This is a genomic window from Nonomuraea wenchangensis, from assembly GCF_900111685.1.
GTDB lineage: Bacteria > Actinomycetota > Actinomycetes > Streptosporangiales > Streptosporangiaceae > Nonomuraea > Nonomuraea wenchangensis.
Window position 1 is genome coordinate 104,251 of record NZ_FOHX01000001.1, and the last position, 21,548, is coordinate 125,798.

Here is a 21,548-nt window from a genome sequence, read left to right on the forward strand (position 1 = left end):
AGCACGACCGTGATCCACGCCCGACCGTCCCGTCTGACCGCTCCCGACCCCGCCGTCCTGTCCCGCGTGGAGGCGGCGGTGCCGGGCATCGCCAGGACCAGAGCGAGCGACCGGCTCGGCATGGCCCACGACGCCTCGCACTACCTGCTCACCCCGGAGGCGGTGCTGGTGCCGGAGAGCGCCGGGCAGGTGGCGGCGCTGCTGCGGACGGGGCTGCCGCTGACGTTCCGCTCCGGCGGCACCAGCCTCAGCGGGCAGGGCGTGAGCGAGCACCTGCTGGTGGACACGCGCCGGCACTTCAGGGACATCGAGGTGCTGGACGGCGGGGCCCGGGTGCGGGTGCAGCCGGGCGCGGTGCTGCGCCAGGTCAACGCCCGCCTCGCGCCCTACGGCCGCAAGCTCGGCCCCGATCCGGCGAGCGAGTCGGCGTGCACGATCGGCGGCGTGGTCGCCAACAACTCCAGCGGCATGACCTGCGGCACCCACGCGAACACGTACCGGACGCTGGAGTCGATGACGCTCGTGCTGGCGAGCGGCACCGTCGTCAACACGGGCGCGCCGGACGCCGACGAGCGGCTGCGGGCACTTGAGCCCGAGCTGGCCGAGGGCCTGCTGCGGCTGCGCGACCGGGTGCGGGGCAACCCGGAGTCGGTGCGGCGGGTCCAGGCGCAGTTCTCGCTGAAGAACACCATGGGCTACGGCCTCAACAGCTTCCTCGACCACGACTCCCCCGCACAGATCCTCGCCCACCTGGTCATCGGCAGCGAGGGCACGCTCGGCTTCGTCGCCGAGGCGGTGCTGCGCACCGTCCCCGCGCATCCGCTGGCCGCCACGGGGCTGCTCGTCTTCCCCTCACTGGGGCGGGCGATGGCCGCCATGCCGGAGCTGGTGGCCGCCGAGCCGGCCGCGGTCGAGCTGCTGGACGCCGAGTCGCTGCGGGTCGCCCAGGCCGACCCCAAGGCCGACGACGTGCTGCGCTCGATGGAGGTCGCCGGGCACGCGGCGCTGCTGGTCGAGTGGCAGGAGTCCGACGCGGACGCGCTGGCCGGGCGCGAGCGGGCCGCCGAGAAGGTGTTCGGCGCGCTGGAGCTGGCCGCGCCGGCCAGGCTGAGCCGCGACGCCGCCGGCCGGGCCGCGCTCTGGCACATCCGCAAGGGCCTGTACGCCGCCGTCGCCGGCGCCCGCCCCTCCGGCACCACGGCCCTGCTGGAGGACGTCGCCGTGCCGGTGCCCGCCCTGGCGGACCTGTGCGAGGAGCTGAGCGCGCTGTTCGCCAAGCACCGCTACGAGCGCAGCGTCGTCTTCGGCCACGCCAAGGACGGCAACCTGCACTTCATGCTGAACGAGCGCTTCGCCACCGACCTGGAGCGCTACGCCGACTTCACGGAGGACCTGGTGACCGCCGTGCTGGAGCGGGGCGGCACGCTGAAGGCCGAGCACGGCACCGGCCGGGTCATGGCGCCGTTCGTCCGCCGCCAGTACGGCGACGAGCTGTACGAGGTGATGCGCGAGGTCAAGCGCCTGTGCGACCCGGCGGGCACGCTCAACCCGGGCGTCGTGCTCACCGACGACGCCGACGCTCACCTGCGCGACCTCAAGAGCGTGGTCACCGTCGAGCCCGAGGTCGACCGGTGCGTCGAGTGCGGCTACTGCGAGCCGGTCTGCCCCAGCCGCGACCTGACCACCACGCCCCGCCAGCGCATCGTGCTGCGCCGCGAGCTGGCCGCCGCCCGCGAGGCGGGCGACCGCGCGCTCGCCCGCGAGCTGGAGGCCAACTACGGCTACGACGCCGTGGACACCTGCGCCGTGGACGGCATGTGCGCGACCGCCTGCCCGGTCGGCATCAACACCGGCGACCTGACCAAGCGGCTGCGCGCCGAGCGCCACGGCCGCGCGGCCCGCGCCGGCTGGAACGGCGCCGCCAAGCACTGGGACGGCGTCACCCGGGCGATGAACCTGGCACTGGACACCGCGGCGGCGGTCCCGCCGGCGCTGGCCGAGGGCGCGAGCCGGGCGGCCCGCGCCGTCACGAGCGCCGAGGCAGTGCCCCAGTGGAGCCGTGACCTGCCCCGGGGCGGCCGGCCCCGCCGCCCGGTGCCTGCCGCCGCGCCCGATGCCGTCTACCTGCCGTCCTGCCTGAACACGATGTTCGCGCCCGCCGACGGCGGTCCCGGCGTGATGGCCGCGGTGCGGCGCCTGGCCGAGCGGGCCGGGGTCACGCTGCGGGTCCCCGAGGGGGTCGCGGGCCTGTGCTGCGGCACCCCCTGGTCGTCCAAGGGGTTCACCGACGGGCAGCGGACGATGGGCGAGCGCGTCCGCGAGGCGCTGCTGGAGGCCACGGACGGCGGGCGGCTGCCGGTGATCACCGACGCCGCCTCCTGCACCGAGGGTTTCCACCGCCTCGGCCTGGAGTCGGCGGGCGTGCGGGTGGTGGACGCGGTCGCGTACGCCGCCGAGCACCTGCTGCCCCGCCTGACCGTCACCCGCCGGCTGCCCTCGCTGGCGCTGCACCCCACCTGCTCCTCCACGCAGCTCGGCCTGGACGCCGCGATCACCCTCATCGCCGAGGCCGTGGCCGAGGAGGTCGTCGTCCCCCAGGGCTGGCAGTGCTGCGCCTTCGCCGGTGACCGCGGCCTGCTGCATCCGGAGCTGACCGCCTCCGCGACCCGGGCCGAGGCCGCCGCGGTGCGGGCCGGGGAGTACGCGGCCCACGCCTCGGTCAACCGTACGTGTGAGCTCGGCCTGACCCGCGCCACCGGGGAGTCCTATCACCACCTGCTCGAACTCCTCGACCAGTGCACGGGTTCCGCATGACGCGCTAGCATTCCATCAAGCGGAACAGAAGGAGACAGCAGTGGCTGAGGCCCGATCCCCGGTGGGCAGCGTCGACCGCGCCCTGGTGATCCTGCAGGAGATCGGCAGGCACAGCAGGGGCGTCACGCTGGACGAGCTGGCCACCCGGCTCGGCCTGCCCAAGAGCTCGCTGCACCGCCTGCTGGGGGCGCTGAAGCACCGGGGGTTCGCGGCGCAGCCCGAGCCCAACGGGCCCTACTTCCTCGGCACCGAGCTGCTGGCCACGGCCTTCCGCTTCTACGAGTCGATGGACCTGCGCACCCTCATCCGGCCCCTGCTGCTGAGCGTGAGCGAGGAGTTCGCCGAGACCGTGCACATGGCGACGCTGGACGGCGGCGAGGTCGTCTACGTCGACAAGGTCGAGGCGGTGCGCTCGATCACCATGACCTCGGTCATCGGGGGCCGCAACGCCGCCCACTGCACGGGCGTCGGCAAGGCGCTGCTGGCCTGGACCCATCCCACGGAAGAGGCGATCAAGGAGTGGGCGGAGCGCTACGGCCCCCTCGTCGCCAGGACCCGCAACACCATCACCAACCCGGCCAAGCTGGCCACGCACCTCGACCAGGTCCGCCGCCAGGGCTACGCGCTCGACCTGGAGGAGAACGAACCGGGCGTGCGCTGCGTGGCGGTGCCGGTCTTCATGGGCCGCACCACGCCGGTGGCCGCGGTGAGCGTGACCGCGCTCAAGGACCGCATGCCGCCGGCCCGCATGGAGGAGATCGGCCACGGCCTGCGCCGCGCGGTGGCCGAACGCCACTGATTCCGGCATACGGAACGATAGTGCGCATTGCGGAATAAGTGTTATCTTCGGGAGGAACTTCTCCCCGAGGAGCCGTGCATCATGTTCTCCGAGCTCGACGCCGGAGCGTGCGGCATCACCTGCGCCAAGCTCGGCGAGGCCGAGATCATGGCCGACGCCGGGATCGACGACATCCTGCTGGCCTTCCCGATCTGGGGCGAGCCGAAGCTGCGCCGCCTGGCCGCGCTGCGCGAGCGGGCCCGGGTCCGGGTGAGCCTCGACTCCCCCGAGGTCGCCGCCGTCCCCGGGGTCGAGGTGGTGGGGCTGCTCACCCTGGCCGGGCACGCCTACCACGCGCGCACCCCCGAGGAGCTGGCCGAGACCGCCCGCCGCGAGGGCGAGGACCTGGTCCGGACCGCCGAGCTGTGTGCCAAGGACGGGATCGAGCTGCGCGAGATCAGCGTCGGCTCGACCTCCACCGCCCGGCACGCGGCCGGGGTGGCCGGCGTTACCGAGATCCGGCCGGGCACCTACATCTTCAACGACACCTCCATGATCCGCCTGGGAGTGGCCACCGAGCGGACGGCCGCCGCCCGCGTGCTGAGCACCGTGATCGCCCGCTCGACCCCCGAACGGGTCGTCTTCGACGCGGGCACCAAGTGCCTCACCTCCGACGGCGCGGGCTCGCCCGGCTGGATCCGCGCCGCCGGGCTGCCGTACGTGCGCATGGACTTCCTCAACGAGGAGCACGGCGTCGAGAACGGCCGGGTCACCACCGAGCTCCGCGTCGCCGCCCGCGGCGCGGTGCGCTGAACGGAAGGACGACGTCATGCGGGGACTCGCGGGCAAGCGGGTGCTCATCAGCGGCGGGAGCAGCGGCATCGGCGCCGCCACGGCCCGCAGGTTCCTGGAGGAGGGCTCCAGGGTGGTCCTCGGCGGGCTCGACCCGGCCGAGGTGGACGCCACGGTGGCCGAGCTGTCCCCGCTCGGCGAGGTGAGCGGGATCGCCGGCGACATCAGCACCGAGGCGGACGTCACCTGGCTCGTCGAGGGGGCGGACGCCGCGCTCGGCGGCATCGACGTCCTGGTCAACAACGCCGGCACGGCCTGGCGGGAGCCGTTCCTGGAGATCACCCCGGCGCACTGGGACACGATCATGGCGGTCAACCTGCGCGGCATGTTCCTCGTCGCCCAGGCGGTCGCCCGGCGGCTCGTCGCGCAGGGCACCGGCGGGGTGATACTCAACATGTCCTCCACCAACGGCCTGGGCGGCGAGGCCGACTACGCCCACTACAACGCCTCCAAGGGCGGCGTGCTGCTGCTGACCAGGACGATGGCGGTCGAGCTGGGCAAGCACGGCATCCGGGTCAACGCGCTCTGCCCCGGCTACATCCGGACGCCGCTCAACGCCACCATCGCGGCCGGGCTGGACGGCGGCTTCGTCTCGGACTACGAGCGCGAGCACATCCCGCTCGGCCGGGCCGGCCTGGCCGAGGAGGTCGCCGCCGGGTATGCCTTCCTCGCCTCCGACGACGCCGCCTTCGTCCACGGCACCGAGCTGGTCATCGACGGCGGCCAGCTCGCGATCATGTAGAGCCCGTGGTGAGCGTGACGACGTCCGGGGCGTAGTCGTGCCGGACGCCGTCGGTCCCGTGGAAGACGATCCGCTGCGTGCTCCCCGTGCCGGCCAGCACCGGGAGCGGCACCGACCACCGGTGGACGCCGTCCGCGACCAGCGGGCCGACACCGGTCACCGCGCTCCACGACCAGTCGCCGCGCTCGCCGGTCTTCTGGTAGAGCGTGTCGTTCTCGATCATGTACTCGGCGCCGATGCTGTGCACCGGCCAGCCCGTCAGGGAGTCCTCGTCGGTGTCGATGAAGACGTGGCGCTGCGCGTACGGCAGGGTGAACCGCGCCTGGTAGATCGCCTCGCCCCCGCTCGCCGACGCCGTCGCGCCGGTGATCGGGCCCGCGCCGGCCGTCACCGACACCGCGCCCGACCGCGCCGAGACCCGGTCGGTCGTGTCACGGGCCCGGACCGTGAAGGCGTAGGTGGCGCCGAGGGTCAGGCCGCCCACGGTGACGCCGGTCAGCGTGCCGGGCACGGCCAGCTCGCGCACGCCGTCCCGGTAGACGTCGTAGTACTGGACGCGGTCGCCGGGGTCGGCGTCGGAGGACGCCGTCCAGGTCAGCCTGACGCTGGTCGGTCCGATGTCGGAGGCGACCGGGGTGCCGGGCGTCGTCGGGGCGCTCGCGCTGGCCGCGGCGGTGGTCACGGTCAGCGCCCGGCTCGCCGTGGAGGTCCTCCCCGCCTTGTCCCGCGCCCTGACTGTGAAGGTGTAGGAGGTGGCGGGCGACAACCCGGCCACGTCGTACGTTGTCGCCGCCGGCGCGAAGTCGGCCTGCGTGCCGATCCGCACGCCGTCCTGGTGGATGTCGTAGCCGACCGCGCCGGGGCAGAGGGCCGAGGTCCAGCTCAGGCGCAGGCCCGTGGCCGTCACCTGGCTCGCCACGGGCCTGGGAGGCGCCGCGGGGGTGGTGCCGCCGCTGCCCTTGGCCGCCGTAACCTGCGCCGTGTGGTACGGCGGCAGCCGGTCCCACGGGTTGGGCAGCACGTCGTCGGTCACGTACACGTAGCCCGCGTTGTTGGCCTTGGACAGGCTCATCACGGTGGCCAGCCCCGACGCCGGCACGTCGTAGACCAGGTGCCAGATGCGCCTGGGGTCGTGGCGGGCCTCCCAAGCCGCCGGGAGGTAGGAGCCCTGCCGGTCGAGGTAGGAGCCGTAGGGGCCCTCGAAGGTGACGAGGATGTCGGCGGCGTCGGCGTAGCACGGGTTCGGGGAGACGCCCGGGTTGATGACGGTGGTGGCGCCCGGGTGGTACTTCTTCACGTACGCGGTGGCCTCGCGGTAGAGGCTCACCCAGGCGTCGCCGACGCCCGCCGGGCCGCAGAGGCTCTGCGCCTGGTCGAAGAAGATGCCGTCGATCGAGGAGCCGTAGAAGCGATACCACTTGTTGACGTCGGACTGGACCTGCGCCCGCCAGTCGTCGGCCGAGGCCGAGCCGAGCCTGGTGGTGAAGCCGGTGGTGCCGAAGTAGCCCGTGTCGACATAGCCGATGACCTTGATGCCGGCGTCGTGCGCGGCCGCGAGCGCGCTGATGTAGGCGGGCTTGGCCTCGTCGTCCGGGCCGTTGGCGACGTTCGCGACCAGTAGGCCGGGCTTGCCGGCCGCGGTGTTCATGAGGCTCCAGTCGGCGGCGGTGTCGCCGCTCGGCAGGAAGTAGGCGGGCACCGCGACGCGCTGGCCGAGCACGGCTTCCGCCGCCTGGGCGGGCGCGGCGGTCGCCTGCGGAAAGGCCAGGAGCACGGTGGCGAGCACCGTGCGCAGGCGGACATCGTGCATGTGCGGCCTCTCTGGCTGGAAACAGGGCGTTCACGCCACCCCGACCCTGCCACGCCCCTCGCCGCGCCGCCACTATAAGAGACTATTTTATCACAGAAAGTGGCGACGGCCACCACGCGGGTGAGCGTGATGGCCGTCGTTTCCTCTCGGGCCGGCTCAGCGGGTGGTGAGCGTGACCGCGGGCAGGTAGTCGTTACGGGATCCGTCGGTGCCGTGGAAGACGACCTTCTGGACGTTGCCGGAGCCGGTCAGCACCGACAGCGGAACCGACCACTGGTAGCGGCCGTTGTCCGTGGACACCAGCGGCGAGACGCCGGGCACCTGGCTCCAGGACCAGTCGGTCGAGGCGCCGGTCTTCTGGAACAGGGTGTTGTTCTCGATCATGAACTCGGCGCCGATCTGGTTCACCGACCAGCCGGTCTGGTAGTTCGCGTCGGTGTCGATGAAGACGTGGCGCTGCGTGTACGGCAGGTTGAACGTGGCCGTGTAGACCGCGTTGCCGTTGCTGACCGCCGCCGTCGGGTTCGTGATAGGAGCCGGGTTGGTGGTGGTGGCCGAGACCGTGGCCGTCTGGGCCGAGGCCCGGTCGGTGGTGTGACGGGCCCGCACGGTGAAGCCGTAGGAGGTGTTGGGCGTCAGGCCGCCCAGGGTGACGCCGGTCAGGGTGCCGGGCAGGGACAGCTCGCGCACGCCGTTCCTGTACACGTCGTAGAAGGCCACGTAGTCGCCGGAGTCGGCGTCCGTGGCGGCGGCCCAGGTCAGCTTGACGCTGGTCGGGCCGACGTCCGAGACGACCGGCGTGCCGGGGACGGTGGGCGCGCTCGCGCTGGCCGCGGCGGTGGTCACGGTCAGCGCCTGGCCGGCCGCGGAGACCTTGCCGGCCTTGTCGCGCGCCTTGACGGTGAAGGTGTAGGCGGTGGCGGGCGACAGCCCGGCCACGTCGAAGACGGTCGCCGACGGCGTGAAGTTCGCCTCGGTGCCGATCTTCACGCTGCCCTGGTAGATGTCATAGCCGACCACGCCGGGGTAGGCGGCCGAGGTCCAGCTCAGGCGCAGGCCGGTGGCCTTCACCTGGCTCGCCGTGGGCTTGGCGGGCGTCGCGGGGGTGGCGCCGCCGCTGCCCTTGGCCGCCGTGACCTGCCCCGCCTGGTACGGCGGCAGCCGGTCCCACGGGTTGGGCAGCACGTCGTCGGTCACGTACACGTAGCCCGCGTTGTTGGCCTTGGACCTGGCGACGACCTTGGCCAGCGCGGTCGCGTCGGGCACGTCGTAGACCAGGTGCCAGATCCGCTGGGGGTCGTAGGCGGCCTCCCACGCCTGCGGCTGGTAGGGCGCCGGACGCGTGGCCACGTCGTAGGCGCTGTAGGGGCCCTCGAAGGTGACGAGGATGTCGGCCGTGTCCTGGTAGCACGCGGCGGGCGCGATGCCCGGGTTGGCGATGGTCGTGGCGCCCGGGTGGTACTTCTTCACGTACGCGGTGGCCTCGCGGTAGAGGGTTCGCGTACGCCTGGCTGCCGGCCGTCGGCCCGCAGGTGTTCTGCGCCTGGTCGAAGAAGATGCCGTCGATCGAGGAGCCGTAGAAGCGGTACCAGTTGTTGACGTCGGACTGGACCTGCACCCGCCAGTCGTCGGCCGAGGCCGAGCCGAGCCTGGTGCCGAGCCCCGTGGTGCCGAAGTAGCCGGTGTCCACATAGCCGATGACCTTGATGCCGGCGGCGTGCGCCGCCGACAGGGCACTGGTGTAGGCCGGCTTGACCAGGCAAGGACGCCGTGCAGCTCGCTGCCGCAGATGCCGGACGTGACGACGTGCACGAGGACCTCTCCGGAGCCGACCTCGGGCTCGGGCACGTCCTGCGGCTCCACGACGCCCGGGGCGGTGAAGACCAGGGCCTTCATCGGGTTCCTCCGGCGGTCGTCGCCTGCGCGCGTTCCATGGGGCTCCGTTCCTCGCACTGTGAACACGTCATTCCGTAATGCAGAACGACGTTCCGAACTTGCGACAGGAGATCACTGCGGCTGAAGGGCTGTCAAGAGGTACGGGTCCGCCGGGCCCGCGACGGCAACCGCAGGGCCATGACGGCGATGTCGTCCAGACCGGTCGTCGGAAGGTCGTCCAGCAGGGCGTCGCAGAAGGTGTCCACCGGCCGGGAGGCGAGCCGTTCGGCGGCCAGCCGGAGCCGTTCCAGACCTCGGTCCAGGTGCTCGCCCGGCCGCTCCACGAGACCGTCGGTGTAGAGCAGGAGCGTGCCGCCCGGCGGCAGCGGCTCCTCCCCCGACCGGCGCCGCCCGCCGGGGGTGAGACCGAGCAGCGGGCTCGCGGCCCCCTCCAGGAAGCGGCCCCGGCCACCGGGCTCGACCAGCAGCGGCGGCGGATGGCCGGCCACCGCGTAGTCCAGCCGGTAGCCGTCGCCGGCGGGCTCCACGCGGGCGCACACGCAGGTCGCGGTGATCTCGTCGGCCAGCGACTCCATCGCGGTGTCGAGCCGGGCCAGGACGTCCCCCGGCGGTTCGCGGCGGTCCATGGCGATCGCGCGCAGCATGTTGCGGAGCTGGCTCATGGCGACGGCGGCGTTGAGGTCGTGGCCGGCCACGTCGCCGATGACGAGCACCGGGACGCCGTCGGGCAGGACGAAGGAGTCGTACCAGTCGCCACCGATCTCCGCGGCGGCCGGGCTCGCCCGGTAGCGGGCCACGATGCGCAGGCCGGGCAGCCGCGGCGGCTCGGCGAGCAGGCTGTACTGCAGGGCCAGCGCGACCTGCTGGGTCCGCTGGAACCGGATGGCCCGGCTCAGCGCGTCGTGCGTGTGGTCGAACATCCGGTCCAGCAGCTCGGCGTCCTCCTCGTCAATGGGCGGGCGGTCCCCGCAGGTCACGGCCACGACCACGGCGGGAACGGTCCCGTCGACCACGACGGGCAGGATCAGCGCGCCGTTGCCGCCGCTGTCCCTCAGCCACGGCCGGCTCACGTCGGGGACGACGCCCGGCGGCGGCGAGCCGGCCGGGAACGTCCTGCGCAGGGGCCGGCGCCGCCGTACGGTCCTGACGAACGGGTGCCGCCCCGGCAGCCGCTCCTCGACGTACGGCGCCGGGGTCTCCAGGCCCGGCCGGGCGGCGGTGGCCAGCCGCCGGACGATGAGCGGCGCCTCGCCCTGGCTGCCGTCGGCGAGGTCGGTGACGAGGTAGACGCTGCAGCCGTCGGCCACCTCCGGCACGATCACCCCGGCCAGCGCGTTCAGCATCTCCTCCAGGCTGCGCAACCGCGTGGTCGCCCCGGCGGCCCGGTCGAGCAGGCGCTGTGCCCGCTGCTCCCGCCACTGGTCCTCGATGTCGGTGCTCGACCCCACCCACTCGACCACCCGGCCGCCCTCGCAGACGGGCACGGCGCAGAGCTGGAAGTGCCGGTAGCCGCCGTCCGTGGTGCGCAGCCGGTAGACGTGCTCCCACATCCCGCTGACGTCGTTGACGGCCCGCGCCCAGGATCTGATCGTGGCCCCGCGGTCGTCGGGATGGACCGCCCGCAGCCAGCCCTGCCCGCGGTACTCCTCCCACGTCTGGCCGGTCACCCGCTCCCAGTTGGGGCTCGGCTCGCTCACGTGGCCGTCGCGGCTGGTGACCCAGACGACCGGGGCGCTGAGCTCCATGAGGCTCGCCAGCCGGCGCAGGAGGCGGCGGCGCTCCTCGGCGATGGCGGCGATCCGGTGGGCGGCGCCGACCTGCTCGGTCACGTCGATCACCATGGCCAGCACGCCGTGGTCGCCGGGGCCGAAGGAGATCCGCGACAGGCTGGCGGTGAAGAACCGTTCGGGGGTGGGGCGCTCGCCGGAGGGCAGCTCGGGCTCGGCGAGGATCATGATCGGCTCGCCGGTGGCGTGGACGTGGTCCATGCGCGGGCGGTAGTAACGCCGGACGAACCTGGCGAACGACTCCTCCACCGTCACCTTGCCCCTGGGGTCACTGAACAGCGACCGGAACAGGGCGTTCGTGTAGACCAGCCGGTGCTCGGGGCCCCGCGTCACCACGACGCCGACCGGCGCGGGATCCAGCATCTCCAGCGACAGGCCGCTGTCCCCGCGGCCCTCATCCGCACCCATGGTGACCTCCCCCGATGGCCACGTGTACGGGTCCCCTACCCGGTGCGGGGCGCTCGATGCCGCCCGCCCGATGTGCACCATGCACACCTTGTGCAGCTGCGCGTCCGTGACCCGCTGGGGGACCTCCCAGTCGCTGGCCGTCATGCAGACCGACCACTCCCCAGGGGTTAGTTCGTGCCACGAATTTCCCATACGCTGAGCGCGTGACAGGAGAAGAAGTCGGGCGGATCGGCGTGGTGGCCGCGCTGGTGCGCGGCGCGTTCCTGGTGAACGCCGTCTACGCCGAGTCAGCCAGGGAGTTCGGCATCACCGCGCAGCAGGGGCAACTGTTGTGCGTGCTGATGCCGGGGCCGTACGGGATGGGCGAGCTGGGCACCACGCTGGGGCTGGCCAAGTCGAGCCTGACCGGCCTGGTGGACCGCACCGAGCGCAACGGCCTGGTCCGGCGCGGGCCGGACCCCCGAGACTCGCGGGCGGTGCGGATCGCGCTGACCAGGAAGGGCGCCGCGCTCGCCGAGCGGTTCTACGCCGAGACCTGCCGCCGGGTGGAGCGGCTGACAGCGGAGCTGACCGACGCCGATCGCGACACGCTCGCCGCGCTGCTCGGCTCCGTCGTGACGGCCAACAAGGTGCCCGTGGTGTTCCACGAACCGGATCCGGGAATTGAAGTTCGTGCCACGAACTAATATGGTTCGTAGCACGAACTGACTTTCTCGACGGAAGGCGTCATCATGTCCGCACCCGGCGTCGTCTTCGGCTTCGGCGCACCCGGCGGTGTCGGCGGGGCAGGCGAGCTGCTGCGCCTGGCCGAGCAGGCCGACCGCGACGGGCTCGACCTGTTCTCCCTGTCGGACCACCCCTACCTCGGCGGGCGCCTGGACGCCTACGCCGCGCTCGGCGTCGTCCTCGGCCGCACCCGGCGGCTCTCCGGCCTGGTCAACGTCACCAACCTGCCGACCAGGCCCGCCCCCATGCTGGCCAGGACCGTCACGTCGCTGTCGGCGCTGGCGGACGGCCGCGTCGTGCTCGGCATGGGCGCGGGCGGCCTGTGGGACCGGATCGCCGCCATGGGCGTGCCCCGGCTGTCGCCCGGCGCGGCCGTGGAGGCGTTCGAGGAGGCGATCGTCCTGGTCAGGCTGTTGTCGGGCGGCGGCCCTCCGGTCACCTTCGAGGGCCGCCACTACCAGGTGCACGGCATCGAGCCGGCCCCGGTGGCCGCTCCCCCGGTGTGGACCGGCTCCAACGGACCCAAGTCGCTGGCCGCGACCGGGCGGGTGGCCGACGGCTGGATCCCCGGCCACGCCGCCGACTGGCTCAGCGAGCGCTACCGCGCCTCACGGCCGCTCATCGACGAGGCCGCCGTGGCCGCCGGCCGCGACCCGGGCGAGATCCGTACCGTCTACAACCTGCCCGGCCGCGTCACCGACCGGCCGCTCGCCGCCACCCGCGACCGCGACGGCCGCTGGCTCGGCGGCTCGCCCGCCCAGTGGGCCGAGGAGCTGACCGGGGCCGTGCTCGACCACGGCGCGTCCGGCTTCATCCTCTTCTCCGCCGAGCAGGGCGTCGCCGACCAGGTCACGCTCGGCCGCTGGGCCGGGGAGATCGCCCCCGCCGTCCGCGAGGCGGTCGCCAAGGAGCGCGGCTGAGGGCCGCGGTCACGAGCAGAAGTCGATGATCGTGCCGTCGAGCACGGCGGCCAGGCCGTCCACCGAGGCGAGGTCCGCCCACTCGCGGGCCGCGTGGGCGCCCTCGCCGTCCACGCCGAAGAGCAGGCAGGGGATGCCGGCGCGGTCCAGCAGGGCGGCGTCGGTCCAGAACGGCTCGCCGCGCACCGCGGGCGGATGCCCGAGCACCGCCTCCGCGTTCTTCGTCAGGGTGCGGACGATCGCGGACTCCGGGTCGGCCGCGAACGGCTCGCGGTGCAGGCCCCGGGTCAGGCGGTAGCTGAAGTCGGGGACCGTGGCGGCGAGACGGCCGAGCACCCCGGTCAGCTCCGCCTCGACCGTGGCGGCGTCCTCGCCGGGGACGGTGCGGCGTTCGAGGGTGATCTCGCAGTGCTCCGGATAGGTGGAGGGCTCCCGGCCGCCGGAGATGACGGAGGCGTGCACGGTGCCGGTGCCGAGCAGCGGGTGGGCCGGGCCCCGCGCGAGCCGCGCCCCCAGCTCCTCCAGGGCGACCAGGAAGTGCCCGGCCTTGGCGATGGCGTCCACGCCGAGGTCGGGGCGCGAGCCGTGCGCCGCGCGGCCCTCCACGCGTACGTCGAACCAGGCGAAGCCCTTGTGGGCGAGGGTGACCTCCAGATGGCTCGGCTCGGTGACGATCGCCGCGTCGGCCGTGAACGACTCCAGCACCTCCTCGGTGCCCGAGCTGCCGTGCTCCTCGTCGGCGACGCAGGCGAGGAGCACGTCGCCGCGCAGCGGCCCGCGGGCGGCGGCGCGGGCGGCGGCGATCATCATGGCCGCGAGGCCGCCCTTCATGTCGAAGGCGCCGCGGCCGTGCATGCGGCCGTCCCGGACCCTCGGTTCGAGAGGGTCGCCGTCGTAGCCGGTCAGTCCGACGGTGTCGAGGTGGCCGTTGAGCATGAGCGAGCGTCCGCCGCCGGCGCCGCGGGCGATCGCGACGAGCGAGGGACGGCCGGGGCGCCGCTCCAGGGTGTGCACCTCGAAGCCGCGCGCGGCCAGCCAGGCGGCGCAGAAGGCGGCGATCGCGCTCTCGCCCGCGCCGCCGGCCACGAGGTCCGGGTTGACGGAGTCGATGGCGATCAGCCGGGCCAGCAGGCCGGCGGGGTCGTCGGTCGCGGTCTCGGGAAGCATGGCGTCCTCTCGGCTGGGGGCGGTCAGAGCTCGGCGTACGGGTTGGCGTCCGGGCCCTCGGTGCTGAGCAGCACGGCCACCGAGTCGGGGCCGAGGCCCAGCGCCGCCCGGTGCTCCGCGCCGTCCTCGCCGCCGAGCAGCGCGCGCAGCCCGGCGAGGGCGGCGGCTCCGCAGGGCCCGGAGCGTACGCCGAGCGCGGCGAGGTCGGCGGCGGCGCGGGCACTGTCGGCGTCGCGGACGGCGACCGCGGCGTCCAGCCCGCTCCGCAGGAAGGGCCAGGCGAGGCTGGAGGGGGTGCCGCAGTTGAGCCCGGCCATGGTGGTCTCGCCGGTGGCGACGCTGACGGGCGCGCCCCGGGTGAGGCTCGCGAGCACGCACGGCGCGGCCTCCGGCTCGACGGCCACGAGCGCCGGGGGGTTCCCTGAGCGGCGGCTGCGGTAGTGGGTGACGACGGACTGCGCCAGCGACCCCACGCCGACCGGTACGGCCACCAGGCCGGGCCCGTCGATGCCGGCGGCGGCGAGCTGCTCGTCGATCTCGGCGCTGAGGGTGGAGTAGCCCTCGACGATCCAGCCGGGGACCCGCTCGTAGCCGGGCCAGGCGGTGTCCTGGACGAGGACCGCGTCCGGCGCGGCGGCGGCCTCGGCGGCGAGGCGCACGGCCTCGTCGTAGGAGCCGGGGACCTCCGTCACCTCGGCCCCTTCTGCGGCGATGGCCGCGACGGCCAGCGGATGCACCCCGCGCGGGACGAGGACGCGGGCCCGCTGCCCGAGCAGGCGGGCCGTACGGGCCAGGGCCCTGCCGTGGTTGCCGTCGGTGGCGGTCACCAGGGTGACCGGGCCGCTGTCCTCGTCGCGTTCGGCGAGCAGCCGGTGCACGGCCCAGGACGCCCCGAGCGCCTTGAACGCGGGCAGCCCGAGCCGCCGCGACTCGTCCTTGACGAAGACCCGGCCGATCCCCAGCTCCGCCGCCGGCGGCGGCAGCTCGGTCAGCGGGGTGGGCGCGTAGCCGGGCAGCGAGGCGTGGAAGCGGCGCACCTCGGCGGGCGCGGGGGCGCATCTCCAGGCGCGGGCGGCGGGCGGCGCGAACCAGGGACTGCGGAGGGAGGCGTTCTGCGGCACCTCCCCAGGGTGGCACCGCGCGCGCCCGTCACGCACCGGGACACGCGCTAAGATCACCTCCAGAAAGCGCTTTCCACGCCCGTTCGACAGCAAGGTGCGCCTCGATGACCCACCCCGTCGTGCCCGCCATCGTCAACCTCGACGTTCCCGGACCGGTGATCAGCCGGCACCTGTACGGCCACTTCGCCGAACACCTGGGCCGCTGCGTCTACGGCGGCTTCTACGTCGGCGAGGACAGCGACCTGCCCAACGCCGGCGGCATCCGCCTCGACGTCGTGGCGGCGCTGCGCGCCCTCGACATCCCCAACCTGCGCTGGCCGGGCGGCTGCTTCGCCGACGAGTACCACTGGATGGACGGCATCGGCCCGAAGGAGCAGCGCCCCTCCATGGTCAACACCCATTGGGGCAACGTGGAGGAGAACAACCACTTCGGCACGCACGAGTTCATGGAGCTGTGCGAGCTGCTCGGCGCGGAGCCGTACATCAGCGGCAACGTCGGCTCCGGCACGGTCAGGGAGATGAGCGACTGGGTGGAGTACCTCACCCGCGACGGCGACTCCCCCATGGTCCGGCTGCGCCGGGCCAACGGCCGCGAGCGGCCCTGGCGCGTGCGCTTCTGGGGGCTCGGCAACGAGGCGTGGGGCTGCGGCGGCCACATGCGGGCCGAGCAGTACGCGGCCGAGGCCCGCCGCTACGGCACCTACTGCCGCGACCACGGCGGCAACACGCTCTACCGCATCGCCGCGGGCGCCAACGGCGCCGACTACGCCTGGACCGAGACGCTGATGAAGCAGCTCGGCGACCTGGGCTGCGCCTACCGGCCCGCGCCGTTCATGCAGGCGCTGTCGTTCCACTACTACACGATCCCCGGCACCTGGCAGGACAAGGGCGCGGCCACCGTCTTCGACACGGGCGACCACTACCGCACGATGGTCCAGGCCGCCCGCGTGGACGAGCTGATCACCGGCCACTCCAACGTCATGGACTGCTACGACCCGGGCAGGAACGTCGGCCTGGTGCTCGACGAATGGGGCACCTGGTGGAACGTCGAGCCGGGCACGAACCCGGGCTTCCTCCACCAGCAGAACACGATGCGCGACGCGCTCGTGGCGAGCGTGCACTTCGACGTCTTCCACCGGCACGCCGGCCGCCTGGTCATGGCCAACATCGCCCAGACCGTCAACGTGCTCCAGGCCATGATCCTCACCGATCCGGACACGGGGGCGCTCGTCCTGACGCCGACGTACCACGTCTTCGAGATGAACAAGGGCCACCAGGACGCCGCCTCGCTGCGTGTGGACCTGCCCGCGGGCACGCCCGAGCGCGCGGTCGGCGACGCGCGGCTCGCCACCGTCTCGATGTCGGCCAGCCGCAAGGACGGCAGGGCGCTGTTCTCCCTCTCCAACCTGGACGCCGACGAGCCCGCCGAGGTCGAGCTGGACCTGCGCGGCGGCGCGCTGACGGAGGTGAGCGCGAGGATCCTGACCGCGGGCAGGCTCCAGGACCACAACACCCCGGACGCGCCCGAGGCCGTCGCGCCCCGGCCGTACGAGGTGGCCGCCACGCGGGCCGGGCTGCGGGTGCACCTGCCCGCCCGCTCCTTCGTCACCGTGACGGGGCGCCTGGCGGGGTCCGACACTTAGGGGCCTTGACTCCCGGTGATGTTCGCGTTGACACTCGTGCACAACCCCTTTCGCTCGGCTGTTGTCGCGAGCCCAGCCCAGCAGTGTTAGCGCTAACACACGCCCACCCCCCGACAGGAAGGGCCGTACCGCGATGTACCGCAGAAGAGCACTCATCCTGCTCGCCGCCTTATGCGCGGCGCTCGGCGTCGGCGTCTCCCCCGCCTCCGCCGCCAACACCGCCTACGTCTTCGCCTACTTCACCGAGTCCCCGAACATGAACGGCGCCAACTACGGCCTGCACCTCGCCGTCAGCCAGGACGGGCTCAACTGGACCCCGCTCAACCAGAACAACCCCGTGGTCACCCCGACCGCCGGCACGCTCGGCTTGCGCGACCCGTTCATCCTGCGCAAGCAGGACGGCACGTTCGCCGTCCTCGCCACCGACCTCAACGGCACCGACTTCGGGCAGAACAACCAGTACCTGCATGTGTGGGACTCCACCGACCTGACCGCCTTCACCGGCTACCGCCGGATCAAGATGCACAACCTGAACACCCACACCTGGGCCCCGACCGCCTTCTGGGACGCCTCCCGCGGCCAGTACGGCATCGTCTACTCGGCCAGCAACGGCAGCACCGACGTCTTCATGGTCAACTACACGACCGACTTCCGCACGGTCACCGCCAACCAGGTGTACTTCAGCCCCGGCTTCCCCGTGCTGGACGGCGACATCGTCGTGGACGGCTCGACCTTCTACCTGTACTACAAGAACCTCTCCAACGGCCTGCTGTACGGCGCCCGCTCCAGCACCGGCGCCGCCAACAGCTACACCACCTACACCAGCGGCCTGCGGCAGGGCAACGCCATCGAGGCGCCGCTGCTCGTCAAGAACAACGACGGCAGCGGCTGGCGGCTGTGGGGCGACTCCTTCAGCCCGGTCAACAACGACTACTACGCCTGGTCCACCTCGAACGTCGGCGGCAACTCCTGGACCGCGCTGAACCAGCGCGCCTACACCCCGCCGCTGAACGCCAAGCACGGCTCCATCGCCGGGATCAGCGCCGCCGAGTACAACGCCCTCGTCTCCCGCTGGGGGCTGCCGAACTGGTCACGGCTGAAGTCGTCGAACTTCCCCGACCGCTACGTCCGGCACTACGACTACGCGGGACGGCTGGACGCCTATCCCTTCGACCCGTACCAGGACCAGCTCTGGCGGATGGTGCCCGGACTGTCCGACTCGGCCGGCGTGTCGTTCGAGTCGGTCAACTATCCCGGCCGCTACCTGCGGCACTACGACTACGTGATCCGGCTGGACGCGAACGACGGCACCGCCGCCTTCCGCTCCGACGCCACCTTCTACCGGGTCGCGGGGCTCGCGGACCCGGCCTGGTCGTCGTTCCGCTCCGCGAACTACCCCGACCGCTACCTGCGGCATTACAACTACCTGCTGCGCGTCGACCCGGTCAGCAGCGCGACCGACCGGGAGGACGCGACGTTTCGCGTCACCCCCTGATCCGGGGGCGCGCGGGTCAGGAGCCGGAGCGCAGCAGCTCGGCGGCCTCCTGGTAGGCGGCGGCGGCCCGGTCGAAGTAGTCGTACAGGACCTCCAGCTGCTCCGGCGAGTAGCCGGCCAGGATCTCGCCGACCTTCCGCCGGGCGGGGGCCAGGACCTGGTCGAGCCCGGCGGGCCGGCCGGCCGGCTCGACGATCACCTTGCGGCGGTCGTCGGGCGCGGGGACGCGGCGGACGTAGCCGGCCTGCTCCAGCCGGTCGATGAGCCGCGTGGTCGGCCCGGTGGTCAGGCCGGTGCGGGCCCCCAGCTCGCCCGGGGTCATCGCGCCGGCCAGTTCGAGGACGTTGAGCGCGTACAGGTCGGTGGCGCCGAGGTCGCACGCCTTGGCGCCGGCCTGGCCGTGCAGCATCACCGCGCTGAGATAGCGCCGGTAGCGCCGGCTCGCCTCCGCCTGTCCACCTGTCGTTGACACCCGGTCCTCCACTCCCTATTCTCTTCTTTAGAGAAGATAAATCTTCAGAGAAGAAACTTCCCCTCTGCAGGCACTACGATAGGGGCATCACCATGACCGGCACCACCACTTCCTCCACCTCCGACCTCGCCGCCATCACCGAAGTGCTGCGGCGCGGCCAGGACGCCTGGAACGCCGGCGACGGCGCGGCCTACGGCGCCTGCTTCACCGACGACGCCACCGACGTCACCTTCGTCGGCACCGTCTACCACGGCGCCGCCGAGATCGGCCGCGCCCACCAGGCCCTGTTCGACAGCTTCCTCAAGGACACCCTCCTGACCATCGAGATCGTCGAGATCCGCCGGTACGGCGACGCCGCCGTCGTGCTCACCCGCGGCGAGGTCGCCAAGGGCGCCCCGAAGAAGCTCGGCAAACTCGCCACCTACACCCTCGTCCGCCAGGCCGGCGGTCAGTGGCGCATCGCCGCCGTCCAGAAGACCAAGCACAAGCCCCTCATGGAGACCGTCTCCTTCACCTTCCAGCCCGCCACCCGGCCTTCCTCCTGAGCGCACGACCGTTCACCGGAAAACGGGGAAGGGGTAGCGCGACGGCGAAGGGACGGAGGAGCCCGACCGTGGCGGCGCACCAGGAGGTTCCGGACTACGGCCGGGGCTGGGCGGCGGTCGTGCTGAGCGAGCGCCTCGACGCGGCCACGGCGGCGGGGATCGAGCGGGAGCTGAAGCTCCTGCCCGGCGACGACCCCCGGCTGATCCTGGAGGTGAGCCGCCTGGAGGACCTCGACGACCACGAGTACGAGACGCTGGTGAGCCTGGCGGACGCGGTGCGCGAGCGGGGCGGGCGGATGGCGGTGGCCGGCGCGCGGGGCGGCACGCTGCGCGCGCTGACCAGGCCGGGGCTGCGCGGCCGGCTGGCGCTGTTCGCCACCGTGGCCGAGGCGGTGCTCGACCTGGACGACGGCTCCGCGCCCGGCGGATCACCGGCATAGCCTGGGGCGCATGGTGAAATACGCGGTCGGGCTGCCGAACGTCGGCGAGTTCGGCGACCCTCAGGTGCTGACGGAGCTGGGCGTGGCGGCGGAGGAGCACGGCTGGGACGGGGTGTTCCTGTGGGACCACCTGCTCTACCACGACCGGGACTGGCCGGTCGTGAGCCCGACGGTGGTGCTGTCGGCGATCGCCGCGCGCACCCGGCGGGTCCGGATCGGCGTGCTGATGACGGCCCTGCCCCGGCGGCGGGTGCAGACGGTGGCGAAGGAGACCGCGACGCTGGACCTGCTGTCCGGCGGGCGGCTGGTCGTCGGCGCCGGCCTCGGCTCGATGGACGCCGAGTACGCGGAGTTCGGCGAGGACCCCGACCTGAAGGCGCGCGCCGCCCGGCTGGACGAGGGGCTGGCGGACCTGACCCGGCTCTGGGCGGAGCTGCCGCCGGCGCCGGTGCAGCGGCCACGGATCCCCGTCTGGTGCCCGGGGCGGTGGCCGGTCCGGGCCGGGTTCCGGCGGGCCGCCCGGTGGGACGGGGCGATGCCGACCTTCCACGGGTACGGGCAGGAGCGGGGACCGGTGCCGGTCGCGGAGTTCGCCCGCGTGGTGGACTTCCTGGGCGAGCAGCGGGGCTCGCTGGACGGGTTCGACATCGCGCTGGAGGGCCGGGCCGCGGACGGGCTCGTGGAGGCGTACGCGGAGGCGGGCATGACCTGGTGGGTGGAGGCTATGGGCTGGTGGCGGGGCGGCGTCGCCGACGCCCGCGCCACCATCGCCGCCGGCCCGCCCCGCTGACCCCGCCCGCCCGGCAGGGCCGTCAGCCCCGATCGGCGGGGGCGGCCGCTCCGGCGGCCAGGCGGGCCTCGATCTCGGCGGCCGTCCACTGGCGATCCTGGGGTTCCTGGCGGAAGGCCCGCTGCACGGCTACGAGCTGCGCCGCCGGGTCGCGGCCCTGTCCGGCCACACCCGCCCGGTCAGCGACGGCAGCCTCTACCCGGCGATCAACCGGCTGGCACGAGCCGGCCTCCTGGAGCGGCGCGCCGAGCCGGGCGCCTCCGCCGCGCAGCGCCAGACGCTCAGCCTGACCGGGGAGGGCCACGCCGACCCAGCCGCGCCGAACGCGCCTGGCTGCACGAGATCCTGTCCGGCTGACGCCCTCGTGGACGCGAGTGTCGCCCTCCGGATCTTTGATCTTCATGGGTTGGGCGCTAATGTCGCGGTTGACAGAGATGTGTGAAGGGCGGTGGAGGCCGGGTGGCCGAGACGAGGGGCGTGTTACTGCCCGCCTATGTGGTGGCCGACGAGTCCGCCTCCATGGGGCCGCACCACCAGGCCCTCTCGGCAGGGCTCGCGTCCCTGTGCAACGGGCTGCGCGCGGAGCCGATGATCGCGGCCAAGGTGCGACTGGCCATCCTCGGCTTCTCCGACGACGTGCAGCTGCGCCAGGGCCTCAGCGACATGCGGATGGTCGAGCGGCTGCCCGTGCTCGCCGTACGCGGGGCGACCAACTACGGCGCGGCCTTCGCCGACCTCGGGCGGCGCATCCCGCAGGACATCCAGTGGCTCAAGAACGAGGGCTACAAGGTCCACCGCCCGGTCGCGTTCTTCCTGAGCGACGGCCAGCCCACCGACGGCCGGCACTGGCACGAGCCGCACCGCAGGCTCGTCGACCGCGAGGCCACGCCGTTCGCGCCCAACATCATCGCCTGCGGCATCGGCTCGGCGCGGGCCGACACGATGCTGCAGGTGGCCACCCGCCGGGAGTTCGCCTTCGTCGCGCTGCCCAGCGCCGACATCGGCACGGCGATCGCGGAGTTCTTCCACGCGCTGACGGCGAGCCTGGTCGCCTCCGGGCGGGCCCTGGCCGGCGGCGAGCCGCAGCTCGTGGTGACCCGGCCGGAGCAGTTCCGGCTGGCGATCGACGAGGTCTGACCGCG

19 protein-coding genes and 2 pseudogenes are annotated in these 21,548 nt (G+C 73.2%); 13 read left to right on the forward strand and 8 right to left on the reverse strand.

Translation table 11 applies throughout. From position 1 onward, the window contains the following. Positions 1–9 precede the first annotated feature (9 nt). The 4 genes from BMW85_RS00510 (at position 10) to BMW85_RS00525 (ending at position 5,186) form a co-directional block, all read left to right on the forward strand. Positions 10–2,814 carry an FAD-binding and (Fe-S)-binding domain-containing protein gene (locus BMW85_RS00510; RefSeq protein WP_218155619.1) on the forward strand — a complete coding sequence of 935 codons (2,805 nt, stop codon included), beginning with the start codon at positions 10–12 and terminating at the stop codon, positions 2,812–2,814. Between the two features lie 40 nt (positions 2,815–2,854). Further along, complete coding sequence (locus BMW85_RS00515) at positions 2,855–3,613, forward strand: IclR family transcriptional regulator (RefSeq protein WP_091075409.1); 759 nt, start codon at positions 2,855–2,857, stop codon at positions 3,611–3,613. Positions 3,614–3,694: 81 nt separating this feature from the next. Then, positions 3,695–4,405 (forward strand): type III PLP-dependent enzyme domain-containing protein, encoded by a 711-nt coding sequence (locus BMW85_RS00520; RefSeq protein WP_091075411.1) that lies wholly within the window; start codon positions 3,695–3,697, stop codon positions 4,403–4,405. A gap of 16 nt (positions 4,406–4,421) precedes the next feature. Continuing rightward, a complete protein-coding gene (locus BMW85_RS00525) occupies positions 4,422–5,186 on the forward strand; it encodes an SDR family NAD(P)-dependent oxidoreductase (RefSeq protein WP_091075413.1) in 765 nt (254 codons plus the stop codon). Here BMW85_RS00525 and BMW85_RS49170 read toward each other — a convergent pair. The 5 genes and pseudogenes from BMW85_RS49170 to BMW85_RS00550 form a co-directional block, all read right to left on the reverse strand. Beyond that, positions 5,179–6,996, reverse strand: a complete 1,818-nt coding sequence (locus BMW85_RS49170; protein ID WP_177240436.1) for a spherulation-specific family 4 protein — start codon at positions 6,994–6,996, stop codon at positions 5,179–5,181. The two genes, BMW85_RS00525 and BMW85_RS49170, sit on opposite strands and share 8 nt — an antisense overlap. A gap of 156 nt (positions 6,997–7,152) precedes the next feature. Then, positions 7,153–7,842 (reverse strand): fibronectin type III domain-containing protein, encoded by a 690-nt coding sequence (locus BMW85_RS52430; protein ID WP_425434313.1) that lies wholly within the window; start codon positions 7,840–7,842, stop codon positions 7,153–7,155. Positions 7,843–7,872: 30 nt separating this feature from the next. Further along, a pseudogene (locus tag BMW85_RS52435) lies at positions 7,873–8,493 on the reverse strand (spherulation-specific family 4 protein); the annotation flags it as partial. Positions 8,494–8,533: 40 nt separating this feature from the next. Continuing rightward, positions 8,534–8,785: pseudogene (locus BMW85_RS52440) on the reverse strand (spherulation-specific family 4 protein); the annotation flags it as partial. A gap of 238 nt (positions 8,786–9,023) precedes the next feature. Further along, on the reverse strand, positions 9,024–11,231 hold the full coding sequence (locus BMW85_RS00550; protein ID WP_245774528.1) for a SpoIIE family protein phosphatase: 2,208 nt from the start codon (positions 11,229–11,231) through the stop codon (positions 9,024–9,026). A gap of 59 nt (positions 11,232–11,290) precedes the next feature. On the opposite strand from BMW85_RS00550, the gene BMW85_RS00555 reads away from it, so the two are divergent. Both BMW85_RS00555 and BMW85_RS00560 read left to right on the forward strand, forming a co-directional pair. After that, entirely contained in the window at positions 11,291–11,773 is a 483-nt protein-coding gene (locus tag BMW85_RS00555) for a MarR family winged helix-turn-helix transcriptional regulator (protein WP_091075419.1), read from the forward strand. 45 nt (positions 11,774–11,818) lie between these two features. Further along, positions 11,819–12,733 (forward strand): LLM class flavin-dependent oxidoreductase, encoded by a 915-nt coding sequence (locus BMW85_RS00560; protein WP_091075421.1) that lies wholly within the window; start codon positions 11,819–11,821, stop codon positions 12,731–12,733. A gap of 9 nt (positions 12,734–12,742) precedes the next feature. Here BMW85_RS00560 and BMW85_RS00565 read toward each other — a convergent pair whose 3' ends face one another. Both BMW85_RS00565 and BMW85_RS00570 read right to left on the reverse strand, forming a co-directional pair. Beyond that, positions 12,743–13,900, reverse strand: a complete 1,158-nt coding sequence (locus tag BMW85_RS00565; protein ID WP_091075423.1) for an ArgE/DapE family deacylase — start codon at positions 13,898–13,900, stop codon at positions 12,743–12,745. A gap of 23 nt (positions 13,901–13,923) precedes the next feature. Continuing rightward, positions 13,924–15,021 (reverse strand): diaminopropionate ammonia-lyase, encoded by a 1,098-nt coding sequence (locus BMW85_RS00570; RefSeq protein ID WP_091075426.1) that lies wholly within the window; start codon positions 15,019–15,021, stop codon positions 13,924–13,926. A 104-nt stretch (positions 15,022–15,125) separates the two neighbouring features. Here BMW85_RS00570 and BMW85_RS00575 point away from each other — a divergent pair, with 104 nt between their 5' ends. Together BMW85_RS00575 and BMW85_RS00580 are read left to right on the forward strand one after the other, a co-directional pair. Then, on the forward strand, positions 15,126–16,664 hold the full coding sequence (locus BMW85_RS00575) for an alpha-N-arabinofuranosidase (RefSeq protein ID WP_091075429.1): 1,539 nt from the start codon (positions 15,126–15,128) through the stop codon (positions 16,662–16,664). A 133-nt stretch (positions 16,665–16,797) separates the two neighbouring features. After that, on the forward strand, positions 16,798–18,159 hold the full coding sequence (locus BMW85_RS00580) for a glycoside hydrolase family 43 protein (protein WP_091075431.1): 1,362 nt from the start codon (positions 16,798–16,800) through the stop codon (positions 18,157–18,159). A 16-nt stretch (positions 18,160–18,175) separates the two neighbouring features. On the opposite strand, the gene BMW85_RS00585 is transcribed toward BMW85_RS00580, so the two are convergent. Further along, positions 18,176–18,631, reverse strand: coding sequence for a MarR family winged helix-turn-helix transcriptional regulator (locus BMW85_RS00585; RefSeq protein ID WP_245774529.1), 456 nt, complete (start codon positions 18,629–18,631; stop codon positions 18,176–18,178). Between the two features lie 92 nt (positions 18,632–18,723). Here BMW85_RS00585 and BMW85_RS00590 point away from each other — a divergent pair, with 92 nt between their 5' ends. From BMW85_RS00590 to BMW85_RS00610, 5 genes are all read left to right on the forward strand, one after another. Next, positions 18,724–19,176, forward strand: a complete 453-nt coding sequence (locus BMW85_RS00590) for a YybH family protein (RefSeq protein WP_091075434.1) — start codon at positions 18,724–18,726, stop codon at positions 19,174–19,176. Between the two features lie 68 nt (positions 19,177–19,244). Continuing rightward, positions 19,245–19,616 carry an STAS domain-containing protein gene (locus BMW85_RS00595; RefSeq protein WP_091075436.1) on the forward strand — a complete coding sequence of 124 codons (372 nt, stop codon included), beginning with the start codon at positions 19,245–19,247 and terminating at the stop codon, positions 19,614–19,616. Positions 19,617–19,626: 10 nt separating this feature from the next. After that, positions 19,627–20,406, forward strand: a complete 780-nt coding sequence (locus tag BMW85_RS00600; protein WP_091075438.1) for an LLM class flavin-dependent oxidoreductase — start codon at positions 19,627–19,629, stop codon at positions 20,404–20,406. A gap of 136 nt (positions 20,407–20,542) precedes the next feature. Next, positions 20,543–20,848: a PadR family transcriptional regulator gene (locus BMW85_RS00605; RefSeq protein ID WP_245774600.1), complete on the forward strand. Its 306-nt coding sequence runs from the start codon at positions 20,543–20,545 to the stop codon at positions 20,846–20,848. Positions 20,849–20,865: 17 nt separating this feature from the next. Then, the gene (locus BMW85_RS00610; protein ID WP_091075441.1) at positions 20,866–21,543 is read left to right on the forward strand and encodes a vWA domain-containing protein; all 678 of its coding nucleotides are present in this window, start codon (positions 20,866–20,868) and stop codon (positions 21,541–21,543) included. Positions 21,544–21,548 lie beyond the last annotated feature (5 nt).